Raw genomic sequence first — 12,220 nt, forward strand, 5'->3', positions numbered from 1 at the left:
GCGCGCCGCGTGCTGGCCCTGACTGCCCTGACCCTGTCTCATTTCCGCTCGCATCTGCGGGCGGAATTGCATTTGGACGGGCGGCCGGTGGCCATCTACGGCAACAACGGTGCGGGCAAGACCAACATCCTTGAGGCGGTTTCGCTGTTCTCCCCCGGGCGCGGGCTGCGCCGCGCCAGCGCCGCCGACATGGCCCGTCAGCCCGAGGCCTTGGGCTGGAAGCTGAAGGCCACCCTGCAAGCCCCAAGCCAGGCCTATGAGTTGGAAACCTGGTCCGAAGGCGGCAACGCCCGGCAGGTGAAGATCGACAACAAGTCCGCCAGCCAGGTCGCATTGGGACAGGTGGTGCGGGTGGTCTGGTTGATCCCGGCGATGGACCGGCTGTGGATCGAGGCCGCCGAAGGGCGGCGGCGCTTCTTGGACCGCATCGCGCTCAGCTTCGAGCCCGCCCATGCGGAGGCCTCGCTGGATTATGAAAAGGCTATGCGCGAGCGCAACCGGCTGCTGAAGGAGCAGGTGCGCGACGCCGCTTGGTACCGGGTTCTGGAGGACCGCATGGCGGCCGCAGGTCACCGGGTGCACGCGGCGCGGGTCGCGGCGGTGGACCTGTTGCAGCAGGCGCAGACCGAGGCTGAGACCGCCTTTCCTGCCGCCGAACTGGAGCTGATCCAGTCCGAGGGCAGCATGCCCGGCAGCGAAGCGGATTTCAAAGCGGCGCTGGAGGAGAGCCGGTTTCGCGATCTGGCGGCCGGGCGTACCCTGGTGGGGCCGCACCGCAGCGATTTGATCGGCACCTACCGTGCCAAGGGCATCCCGGCCAGGGAGTGTTCCACCGGCGAGCAGAAGGCGCTGCTGGTCTCGCTGATCCTGGCCAATGCGCGGGCGCTGGCCGCACGCGAAGGCGCGCCGCCGATCCTGTTGCTGGACGAGGTCGCCGCGCATCTCGACGCCGCGCGTCGTGCCGCACTTTATGACGAGATCTGCGCCCTTGGCACCCAGGCCTGGATGACGGGCACCGGCGCGGAGCTGTTTGCCGAACTGGCGGGCCGCGCACAGCTGCTGGAGGTCTCCGACAGTGGCGGAACGTCGGAGATTTCGCAGGTATGACGGTCTCGGCCTGGGACCTGACGCTCTATGCCGGAGCCTTGCTGGTGCTGTTCCTGACACCGGGTCCGGTGTGGTTGGCGCTGGTCGCGCGTTCGGTTTCCGGCGGTTTTCCCGCCGCTTGGCCACTGGCGGTGGGGGTGGCGGTCGGCGACATCCTGTGGCCGCTGATTGCCGTCGCGGGCATGTCCTGGGTGGTGTCCGAGTTCACCGGCCTCATGACGTTGCTGCGCTGGGTGGCCTGTCTGATGTTCCTGGGCATGGGATACCTGCTGATCCGGCACGCTGGCGCGGCGGTAGAGGAAAACCGCGCGTTGACCCGTCCCGGCGTCTGGGCGGGGTTCATGGCCGGGATCGCAGCCATCCTGGGCAACCCCAAGGCCATCCTGTTCTACATGGGCGTGCTGCCCGGTTTCTTTGACCTCTCGGCCACCACGGCAGGTGATGTCGCGGCAATCGTCGTGCTGTCCTTCCTGATCCCGCTGCTGGGCAATCTGGCGCTGGCCGGAATGGTCCACCGGGTGCGCCGCGCGGTCACATCCCCGCGGATCCGGCGGCGGATCAACCTCGTTTCCGGCGCGCTTCTGATCTGCGTCGGGCTGGTGATCCCCTTCACCTGAGCGCCACTAGGGCGCTGGTTGCAGCCATGCCTGCAGATAGGGTGCGAGCGCCTGTGCTGGCGGGGGAACGGTATCGTGCTCCCTGCAGAACCACAGGCCGAGCACATGGTTCGCGAAGGCCTGAATCCCTTCTGCCAGCAGTTCGGGCGGTTGGTCGCGACGGATCTTTCCCGCTGCCTGCAGCGGGCGAATCCAGTCGGACAGCAGTGCGACCTGGCGCAGGAAGCTGGCGGTGACGACCTCATCCGGAGGGGTGGTCGTGGCGCCGGAATAGCGCAGCAGCAAATCAAAGATCACCCTGTCCTGGGCCACGTAGTCCATATGCGGTGCCAGCCGAGCCGCCAGCTCCTCCGCATCCGCCGGGGCATCGCGTGATTCCATTTCGTCCAGCAGGCGCATCACGTCTGCGCCGATCAGCACCGCCAGCAATCCGTCCTTGTCCCCGAAATGGGAGAACAAGGTGCCTTTTGCCACGCCTGCGCGCGCTACCACCTCTTCTACCCGCAGGCCGCTGTAGCCCTGCTCTCGCACAATGGTGGCGGCCACGTCCAGCAGTTTCGCCCGCGTTTCCAGCCGCCGCTTCTGAGGGGCGCGTGTCATGCCTCTACCTCACGATCCCGTTATTGACCGCGGTCACTTTAATAGTTGACCGCGGTCATTTTTGATATATTAAATGACCATGGTCAACTTAGCTTGCGGAGCGCGAAATGTCTGCCCGAAAAATCATGGTACTGAACGGTCACCCCGGCCCGGCGTCCTTGTCGAAATCCCTGTGCACGGCCTACCAGGCCGCGGCAGAGCAGGCGGGCCATCAAATCCGCTACCACGATGTCTCGCAGATGCAGTTCGACATGGATTATGGGCAGAGCGGCTATAAGAACCCCAAGCCCCTGGAGCCGGACCTCGCAGCGTTTCTCGAGGATCTCGAATGGGCCGAGCATGTCGTGATGGCCGCGCCGCTCTGGTGGGGCGCGATCCCGGCCAAGCTGAAGGCGGTCTTTGACAGGGCGCTGTTGCCGGGGCACGCCTTCGACCCTCGGAACGTCAACTTCATGGGTCTGCCTGCGCCCATGCTGACGGGGAAGACGGCCCGGGTACTGCTGACCGCTGACACCCCCGCCTTGTGGCTCTGGCTGTTTTACGGGAATGCGGTGAAGCGCTTTCTCAGCCGCCAGATTCTCGGCTTTATCGGCATCAGGCCGACGCGGTTCACCACCTTTGCCCCTGCGACGGACGCGCCGGACGACAAGGTCGAGGCCTGGCTGCAAACCGCCCGTGGTCTGGGGGCCAGGGCGGCGTGAAACAGCCCAGAAAAAAAGGGGCTTGCGCGTGACAATCCCGACCAGACTTCGTATAAAATCCTGAAGCAAAGACAGGAAGATGCGAATGTCCGGAAACGAGCAGGCTCCCGCAGAATATGGCGCGGATTCCATCAAGGTTCTCAAAGGGTTGGAGGCGGTGCGCAAGCGCCCCGGCATGTACATCGGGGACACGGATGACGGCTCGGGCCTGCACCATATGGTTTACGAAGTCGTGGACAACGGCATTGACGAGGCGCTCGCCGGTCATGCCGACCACGTGACGGTGAAAATCCATGCCGACTCCAGCGTCTCCGTCAGCGACAACGGGCGCGGGATTCCGGTTGATATCCATCCCGAGGAAGGTGTCTCCGCAGCCGAGGTGATCATGACCCAGCTGCACGCCGGCGGAAAGTTCGACTCGAACTCCTACAAGGTCTCCGGCGGTCTGCACGGCGTGGGTGTCTCGGTGGTGAACGCGCTCTCCGATTGGTTGGAGCTGCGGATCTGGCGGGGCGGAAAGGAACACGTCGCCCGGTTCGAGCGCGGCGAAACCGCAAAGCACCTGACCGTGGTCGGCGACTGCGGCGACCGGACCGGGACCGAGGTCCGGTTCCTCGCCTCCACCGACACCTTCTCCAATCTGGAATATTCGTTTGAAACGCTGGAAAAACGCCTGCGCGAACTGGCGTTCCTGAACTCGGGCGTCCGCATCATTCTGATCGACGAGCGCCCGGCCGAGCGGCTCGAGGTCGAGCTGTTCTACGAGGGCGGCGTCAAGGAATTCGTCAAATACCTCGACCGCCACAAGACCCCGGTCATGGATACCCCGGTCTACATCGTGGGCGAAAAGGACGAGATCGGTGTCGAGATCGCCATGTGGTGGAACGACAGCTACCACGAGACGGTGCTGCCCTTTACCAACAACATTCCGCAGCGCGACGGGGGGACTCATGTCGCGGGCTTCCGTGGTGCACTGACCCGCACCATCAATGCCTATGCGCAGTCCTCGGGCATCGCCAAGAAGGAAAAGGTTTCCTTCACGGGGGATGACGCCCGCGAAGGCCTGACCTGCGTTTTGTCGGTGAAGGTGCCGGATCCGAAATTCTCCAGCCAGACCAAGGACAAGCTGGTGTCGTCGGAAGTGCGTCCGGTGGTCGAGAGCCTGGTCGGCGAGAAGCTGGCCGAGTGGTTCGAAGAGAACCCGAACGAGGCCAAGCAGATCGTCGGCAAGATCATCGAGGCCGCGCTGGCCCGCGAGGCCGCGCGCAAGGCGCGCGAGCTGACCCGCCGCAAGACCGCGATGGACGTGAACTACCTCGCGGGCAAGCTCAAGGATTGCTCCGAGAAGGATCCCTCGAAAACCGAAGTCTTCCTCGTCGAGGGTGACTCGGCTGGCGGTTCGGCCCAGACCGGACGCGACCGGATGACCCAGGCCATCCTGCCCCTGCGCGGTAAGATCCTGAACGTGGAGCGCGCGCGCTTTGACAGGATGCTGTCGAGCCAGGAAATCGGCAACCTGGTGATGGCGCTTGGCACCGGCATCGGCCGGGACGAGTTCGACATCTCCAAGCTGCGCTACCACAAGATCGTCATCATGACCGACGCTGACGTCGACGGCGCCCACATCCGCACGCTGCTGCTGACCTTCTTCTACCGGCAGATGCCGGAGCTGATCGAAGGCGGCTATCTCTACATCGCGCAGCCGCCGCTCTACAAGGTGGCCCGCGGCAAGTCCGAGGTCTACCTCAAGGACCAGGCGGCGCTGGACGACTACCTGATCAACCAGGGCGTCGACGGCGCGGTGCTGAAACTGGGCGACGGCTCTGAAATGGCCGGTGCTGATCTCACCCGCGTGGTCGACGAGGCGCGCCAGCTGAAACGGGTTCTGGACGCCTTCCCGACCCATTACCCGCGCCACATCCTCGAGCAGGCAGCCGTGGCCGGTGCCTTTGTGCCGGGTGCGGTGGATGCGGATCTGCAAGGTGTGGCCGACAAGGTGGCACAGCGTCTCGACCTCATCGCGTTGGAGTATGAGCGCGGCTGGCAGGGCCGGATCACCCAGGATCATGGTATCCGCCTGGCCCGCATCCTGCGCGGGGTTGAGGAAGTGCGCACCCTGGACGGCCCGATGCTGCGCTCGGGCGAGGCACGCCGTACCGGTAGCTTCACCCAAAGCCTGCAGGAGGTCTACGGCACCACCGCCCAGCTGGTCCGCCGCGACCGCAACCAGCTCATCCACGGCCCGCTGGGGCTGCTGAAGGCAATTCTGGAAGAGGGCGAAAAGGGGCTGACCCTGCAACGCTACAAGGGGCTTGGCGAGATGAATCCCGACCAGCTGTGGGAAACCACGCTGGACCCGGATGCCCGCACCCTGCTGCAGGTCCGCATCGACGACATGGTCGAGGCAGACGATCTCTTCACCAAGCTGATGGGAGATGTGGTGGAGCCGCGCCGCGAATTCATCCAGAAAAACGCGCTGAGCGTCGAAAACCTGGATTTCTGATCTGGTGTGACAACCCGGCGAACCGCACGCAGGCACGTGTCTCGGGCAGAATGACGCCCATTTTGCGCGGCGTGCAGGACGCGCGCCGTGCACGCCGCGGGCAGGTGGTGCTCACCGCCGTTCGGGACGTGCAACGCGGGTGTTGGACGCTTAGGGCCACTGCCTTTGTTTGGCGCGTGCTGCTCCTGTCGGTGTTGCAGCGCCTGTTCGGCTCCGGTTTGCCGCTCGGCGTGCTGTCAAAATCTTGCACAGGGCCCCCGCCGCCCCATATCTCGTTCAAGACGTCACGGTAAGGTGCGGGAGGCGACGATGGGCTATGTGAAGACAGCGATGCTGATGGCAGCGATGACCGCGCTCTTCATGGGGGTGGGCTACCTGATCGGCGGCGCGAGCGGAGCGGTGATTGCGCTGGTTGTGGCCGCGGCCATGAATCTGTTCACCTGGTGGAATTCCGATCGCATGGTGTTGCGCATGCACAATGCGCAACCGGTTCCCGCTGGCGACCGGATGGGGCTGCACGAATTGACCGCCACACTTGCGCAGAATGCGAACCTGCCGATGCCCAAGCTCTACCTGATCGACACGCCGCAGCCCAACGCCTTTGCGACCGGTCGCAACCCCGAGAATGCCGCCGTCGCGGTGACCACCGGCCTGTTGCAAAGCCTGTCACGGGAAGAAGTGGCCGGCGTCATCGCGCATGAGCTGGCCCACATCCGCAACCACGACACCGCCATCATGACCGTGACCGCGACATTTGCCGGTGCGATCTCCATGTTGGCGAATTTCGCGATGTTCTTTGGCGGCTCGCGGGAGCGCCTGGGGTTGATCGGGACGCTGTTGATGATGTTCCTGGCACCTCTGGCCGCGGCTCTGGTGCAGATGGCCATCAGTCGCACCCGGGAATACGCAGCCGACAAGGCCGGTGCCGAAATCTGCGGCGAGCCTCTGTGGCTGGCCTCGGCGCTGGAGAAGATCGCCCTGGGGGCCGCTCGCATCGACAACCATGCGGCCGAGCGCAATCCGGCGACGGCGCATATGTTCATCATCAATCCCTTGCATGCCCACAAGCATGACAACCTCTTTGCCACCCATCCCGCGACGGAAAACCGCGTGGCCGCATTGCGCGCGATGGCGCGGCAGGGCGGACATCCCCCGGGTCCCGGCCTGCAGCCTGGCCCCCGCCGCGGCCGGTCGCAAGCGCCCGGACGTCGTGATATCGGTCCCTGGGGCTGAGGCCAGGCACGACCGTCTTTGGACACGCGCCGCCAGCCGGGTGGTGCTTAAAGCGGTATGTTGCCGAGGTGTTCTTCGCCGCGTTCACGGGCCAGCTGCATCTGCTTCTGGCGCTCGCGGAACCGGGCCTTGTCGGCCTCGCTGGTCTCGTTGATGCACTGATGGCAGCTCACGCCCTGCTCGAACTCCGGGCGCGACTTGTCCTCCGGCAGGATCGGGCGGCGGCACCCGTGGCACAGTTCATGCGGGCCTTCGACCAGACCGTGTCCGACCGACACCCGGTTGTCAAAGACGAAACACTCCCCCTGCCAGGTGCTGTTTTCCGGGGGCACTTCCTCGAGGTACCGCAGAATGCCGCCCTTCAGGTGGTAGACGTCCTCCACCCCCTGACCCAGGAGGTAGTTGGTCGACTTCTCGCAGCGGATGCCGCCGGTGCAGAACATCGCCACGCGCTTGTTGTGGAAACGCGCCTTGTTCTCCTCCCACCATGCCGGGAAGTCGCGGAAGCTCTCGGTCTTTGGGTCGATCGCGCCTTGAAACGTGCCGATTGCCACCTCGTAATCGTTGCGGGTATCGATCACCACCACGTCGTCCTGCTGGATCAGGTCATTCCAGTCCTCGGGTTCGACGTAATTGCCGACGTTGGCCCGCGGGTCGACATCCGGCTGACCCATGGTGACGATCTCTTTCTTCAGGCGCACCTTCATCTTGCCAAAGGGGGGCTCGGTGGCGGTGGCCTCTTTCCACTCCAGATCGGCACAGCCGGGCAGGGCGCGGATGTGGTTCAGAACCGCGTCAATGGCGCTGTGTGACCCGGCGATGGTGCCGTTTATTCCCTCCTGCGCCAGCAGCAGAGATCCTTTGACGCCTTCCGCCTGGCAAAGCGCCAGAAGCGGCGGCTTGATCGCAGCGGGATCGGAGAAACGGGTGAAGTGGTAAAGCGCGGCAATCCTGTACATGGCTCGGCCTTAGAACCCTCGCGCCGGTAATTCAAGAGGCGAGAGGCGGCTGGCCACGGCATTAAAATGCGTGTTTCAGAGGCATCTTTGCACGTGTCGGCCCCATTTCCCCGGGGGCGGATTTCCAATCCCCGCTGAAGACGCTACATTTTGTATGTTTCAACCGGAGGAGCCGCAAATGACTGAGGCGCTGATCGTCGTGGATGTGCAGAATGATTTCTGTCCCGGAGGCGCGCTGGCAGTGCCCGGCGGGGATGAGGTGGTCGCCCCGATCAATGCGATGATGGACCGTTTCGATGCGGTGATTCTGACCCAGGACTGGCACCCTGCGGGGCATTCGTCCTTTGCCTCCTCGCATCCGGGCAAAAATCCGTTCGAGAGCATCGAGATGCCCTACGGCACGCAGGTTCTGTGGCCCGACCACTGTGTGCAGGGGACAACGGGTGCCGATTTTCATGCCGATCTGCGCACCGATGGCGATCTCATCATCCGCAAGGGATTCCGGCCGGACGTCGATAGCTACTCCGGGTTCTTCGAGAACGATCAGGCCACCCCCACCGGGCTGGAGGGCTATCTGCGCAGCCGTGGCATTACCGCGCTGACGCTGGCCGGACTGGCCACGGATTTCTGCGTGGCCTACACCGCGCTCGATGCCGCCCGGCTGGGCTTTGCGGTGACCGTGGACCTGGCGGCCTGTCGCGCCATCGACATGGACGGCTCTTTGGCCGCCGCTCTCACTCATATGGAGTCAAGGGGCGTCAAGCTGCAATCACGAGTGTAGTAAAATAAACTGTCACCGGGTTAGACTGTGTTCATACCCTGTCGGCAGGATGACGTGATGAACAGCACGAACGACGCCGCCTCCGGGCCGCTGGCCAGTTTCTACATGCGCTACGACCCGGCCGCGCTTTTGCAGAGCTACGCGACCGGTCGCGTGCGCACCTTCTGGGCGCGCCAGTTTTGCATGTTCGCTGCATTTGCGGTGTTGGCGCTGGTTGCGCCACCGATCCTCGCGTTGCTGGCATTTGCGATTTCCCTGGCGGGGGATGTGCTTGATACGCTGCTGTTGTCCCGTGTCGGCAGCCTTCTGCGGCGGGACATGCGGGTCGGGCACCTGCAATGGCTGAGCTGCCTGACCGGGCTGGTGCAGGCCATGACGTTTTCGGTTGCGGCGCTGGCGCCCTACTGGATCGAGCTGCCGAACCTGCCGCCGAACACGCACAACGGGCCGCTGTTCACCGTGGGCCTTGTCCTCGGTGCGGCGCTGAACACCGGCATGGTGATGCCCTACAACCCGCGGGCGGTGTTCCTCAAACTGGGGGTCTACGCCGCCTTGCCAGTGCTGATGCTGGTTCACGATTTCATCACCGCACCCAGTCTGGTGCCGATGCACTATCTGCATCTGGGCGGGCTGCTGGTGCTCTATGTATCGGGCTATTGGTTCCTGCAGTTCATCCTGCGCAACTTCGACCGTGGCCGCGAGCGGAGCCTGGCGCAGGCGCAGCAACAGGAAGAGCTGGAACAGGCCCATCACCGGCTGACCGAGCAGCAGATGCAGGCGCGACGATTGGCTCTGGTGGCGCAGAATGCCCATGACAGTGTCATGCTGATGGACAGGGAAGGGCGCATTACCTGGGTGAATGACAGTTTCACGCGTCTGTCCGGTTACACCTTCGAGGAGGCTGTTGGCACCTTTCCCGGGGATCTTCTGAACGGCCCGGACACCGATCCGGAGACCATCCGCAAGCTTCAGCAAGGTATCCGAACCGCCCAGCCCGTCCGCATCGAGGTCTGCAATCGGCGCAAGGACGGGCAGGACATCTGGATCGAGACCAGCCAGGTGCCGGTGCTGAACCGCGAGGGAGAGCTCGAGTCCCTGCTGGCCGTGGAGCGTGACGTCACCGCCGCCAAGAGACATGCCCAGCAACTGGAGGAGGCGCGCATCGCCGCCGAAGAGGGTGACCGCGCCAAGGCCGATTTTCTGGCCACCATGAGCCATGAAATCCGCACGCCGATGAACGGGGTGGTCGGGATGGCCCAGCTGCTGCGGGGCAGCGGGCTGAACGCGGAACAGAAATCCTATGCCGACGCGATCCTCAGTTCGGCGGACATCCTGCTGGCGCTGATCAATGACGTTCTGGACTATTCCAAGATGGAGGCCGAGGGCATCGTTCTCAACTGCGTTGATTGCGACCTGCACGCCTGCTTCCGCTCCACGGTCCGGTTGCTGCAGCCGCAGGCGGAGGCCAAGGGGCTGGAGCTGGTGCTGGAGATCGGCGAAACGGTCCCCCGGCGCCTGCACGGTGATGACCGCCGCATTCGCCAGATCCTGATGAACCTGCTGGGCAACGCCATCAAGTTCACCCCCGAGGGGCGGGTACAGGTGACCCTGGATCTGGATCTTACGGCTGCGGATGCCAGCGACGCGGCCCAGATGGCGGATGGGCCGCAGCCGGTTGGCGTGGTGTTTTCGGTCGCCGACACCGGCATCGGCATCGCGCCCGAACATCTGGACAGCGTGTTCGAACGGTTTTCCCAGGCTGACGCCGCCATCAGCAGGCGCTTTGGCGGCACCGGCCTTGGCTTGACCATCAGCCGCGGCCTGGCCGAGGCGATGGGTGGCGGGATAACCGCGCAATCCACACTCGGAGAAGGGACCTGTTTCACCGTGCAGCTGATGCTGCAACCTTGTCAGGCAGCCCCGGTGCCGCATGCCGCGATAGCCGAGGTCGACGTTGGCGAACTGCCGTCGCTCAAGGGGCTGAGGGTTCTCGTGGCCGAGGACAACCTCCTGAACCGCAAGCTGGTGGAAAAGTTCCTGCGCTCGGTGGACGTGGACCTGCTGTTTGCCGAGAACGGGCGGGCGGCCGTGCAGCAGTTCGAGGCGACAGCCCCGGATGTCATCCTGATGGACATGTCGATGCCCGAAATGGATGGGTTGGAGGCCACCCGGGCCATCCGCCGCCTGCCGTTGCCGCAGCCGAGCATCGTGGCCCTGACGGCGAATGCCTTCGCCTCGGACCGCGAGGCCTGCCTCGCGGCGGGGATGGACGACTTCATGAGCAAGCCTGTCAGTCGCCGCAAACTGGTTGAACTGCTTGAGAAACTGGCAACCCGACCGCGCTGCGCCGGTTGACTGCCTTGCTCTCGTGCAGCGGGTGTCCTATCAATCCCTGACCCTGAGGAGAGAGGCCGCCGGTGGACATTGCAACCCGCGTCTACAATCACAAGTGGAAGATCGACCCGATCGTACGCTCGCTGATTGATACCGATTTCTATAAGCTGCTGATGTGTCAGTCGGTGTTTCGCAACAAGCCGGACACCACGGTGACCTTCTCGCTCATCAATCGTTCGAGCCACGTGCCCCTGGCGCGGCTGATCGACGAGGGCGAGCTGCGCGAACAGCTCGATCACATCCGCTCCTTGTCGCTGAGTCGTGGCGAAAGCACCTGGCTGCGCGGCAACACCTTCTATGGCAAGCGGCAGATGTTCCGCCCGGACTTCATGGAGTGGTTCGAAGGGCTGCAACTGCCGCCCTACCATCTCGAACGCAAGGGCGACCAGTACGAGCTGACCTTTGAAGGCAAGTGGCACGAGGTCATGCTGTGGGAGATCCCGGCGCTGGCGGTCCTGATGGAGTTGCGCAGCCGGGCTGTCATCAACAGCATGGGCCGGTTCGAATTGCAGGTGCTGTATGCCCGCGCCATGACCCGCGTCTGGGAAAAGATCGAACAACTGCGTGAGATCGATGGCCTCTCCATCGCGGATTTCGGCACCCGCCGCCGCCATTCCTTCCTGTGGCAGGACTGGTGCGTGCAGGCGATGATCGAAGGGCTGGGCGACAAGTTCACCGGCACTTCCAACTGTCTCATCGCCATGCGCCGCGAGGTCGAGGCGATCGGCACCAATGCGCATGAGCTGCCGATGGTCTATTCGGCGCTGGCCGAAAGCGACGCTGAGCTGGCCCAGGCGCCTTATGACGTGCTGTCCGACTGGCATGACGAGCATGAAGGCAACCTGCGCATCATCCTGCCCGACACCTACGGCACCGAAGGCTTTCTTGATCGCGCGCCCGACTGGCTGGCGGGCTGGACCGGCATCCGCATCGATAGCGGCGACCCCGCCAAGGGCGCCGAAGTGGCGATCAACTGGTGGAAGGACCGGGGCGAAGATCCGGCGCAGAAGCGGGTGATCTTCTCTGACGGTCTGGACGTCCAGCAGATCCGCGAGCTGCATGCGCAATTCGCTGACCGCACCAAGGTGTCGTTCGGCTGGGGCACGCTGCTGACCAATGATTTCCGTGGCCTGGTGCCGGATGATGCGCTGGCCCCCTTCTCGCTGGTGTGCAAGGCGATCTCGGCCAATGGGCGTCCGACGGTGAAACTGTCGGACAACCCGGAAAAGGCGATGGGACCGGCGGCGGAGATCGAGCGGTACAAGCGCGTCTTCAGCGTCGGCGCGCAGGAGAGTCAGGACGTCATCGTCTGAGGTTGGGGTCGG

The 12,220-nt window shown here is 64.2% G+C and carries 10 protein-coding genes; 8 read left to right on the forward strand and 2 right to left on the reverse strand.

All coding sequences use genetic code 11. The features are described 5' to 3' along the window. Nucleotides 1-9: 9 nt before the first annotated feature. On the forward strand, nt 10-1,107 hold the full coding sequence (recF, locus tag AB9K35_RS24080) for a DNA replication/repair protein RecF (protein ID WP_369930060.1): 1,098 nt from the start codon (nt 10-12) through the stop codon (nt 1,105-1,107). Then, nucleotides 1,104-1,724 (forward strand): LysE family translocator, encoded by a 621-nt coding sequence (locus tag AB9K35_RS24085; RefSeq protein ID WP_222454599.1) that lies wholly within the window; start codon nt 1,104-1,106, stop codon nt 1,722-1,724. The genes recF and AB9K35_RS24085 overlap by 4 nt, the downstream gene beginning before the upstream one ends. Before the next feature lie 6 nt (nt 1,725-1,730). Here AB9K35_RS24085 and AB9K35_RS24090 read toward each other — a convergent pair whose 3' ends face one another. Continuing rightward, a complete protein-coding gene (locus AB9K35_RS24090) occupies nt 1,731-2,324 on the reverse strand; it encodes a TetR/AcrR family transcriptional regulator (RefSeq protein ID WP_369930062.1) in 594 nt (197 codons plus the stop codon). Between the two features lie 107 nt (nt 2,325-2,431). Between AB9K35_RS24090 and AB9K35_RS24095 the strand changes: the two genes are divergently transcribed. From AB9K35_RS24095 to htpX, 3 genes are all read left to right on the forward strand, one after another. Then, a complete protein-coding gene (locus AB9K35_RS24095) occupies nt 2,432-3,025 on the forward strand; it encodes an NAD(P)H-dependent oxidoreductase (RefSeq protein ID WP_369930064.1) in 594 nt (197 codons plus the stop codon). Nucleotides 3,026-3,110: 85 nt separating this feature from the next. Next, a complete protein-coding gene (gene gyrB, locus AB9K35_RS24100; RefSeq protein WP_222454602.1) occupies nt 3,111-5,528 on the forward strand; it encodes a DNA topoisomerase (ATP-hydrolyzing) subunit B in 2,418 nt (805 codons plus the stop codon). 309 nt (nt 5,529-5,837) lie between these two features. Continuing rightward, a complete protein-coding gene (gene htpX / locus AB9K35_RS24105) occupies nt 5,838-6,761 on the forward strand; it encodes a zinc metalloprotease HtpX (protein WP_369930066.1) in 924 nt (307 codons plus the stop codon). 47 nt (nt 6,762-6,808) lie between these two features. On the opposite strand, the gene AB9K35_RS24110 is transcribed toward htpX, so the two are convergent. Then, entirely contained in the window at nt 6,809-7,720 is a 912-nt protein-coding gene (locus AB9K35_RS24110) for a rhodanese-related sulfurtransferase (protein ID WP_369930068.1), read from the reverse strand. Between the two features lie 178 nt (nt 7,721-7,898). Between AB9K35_RS24110 and pncA the strand changes: the two genes are divergently transcribed. The 3 genes from pncA to pncB all read left to right on the forward strand — a co-directional run bounded on the left by pncA (nt 7,899) and on the right by pncB (nt 12,208). Beyond that, nucleotides 7,899-8,501: a bifunctional nicotinamidase/pyrazinamidase gene (pncA, locus tag AB9K35_RS24115; RefSeq protein WP_369930070.1), complete on the forward strand. Its 603-nt coding sequence runs from the start codon at nt 7,899-7,901 to the stop codon at nt 8,499-8,501. A gap of 57 nt (nt 8,502-8,558) precedes the next feature. After that, complete coding sequence (locus tag AB9K35_RS24120; RefSeq protein ID WP_369930072.1) at nt 8,559-10,856, forward strand: ATP-binding protein; 2,298 nt, start codon at nt 8,559-8,561, stop codon at nt 10,854-10,856. Nucleotides 10,857-10,918: 62 nt separating this feature from the next. Further along, nucleotides 10,919-12,208: a nicotinate phosphoribosyltransferase gene (pncB, locus tag AB9K35_RS24125; protein WP_369930074.1), complete on the forward strand. Its 1,290-nt coding sequence runs from the start codon at nt 10,919-10,921 to the stop codon at nt 12,206-12,208. Nucleotides 12,209-12,220: the final 12 nt, after the last annotated feature.

This window comes from Leisingera sp. XS_AS12 (assembly GCF_041224635.1).
Taxonomy (GTDB): domain Bacteria; phylum Pseudomonadota; class Alphaproteobacteria; order Rhodobacterales; family Rhodobacteraceae; genus Leisingera.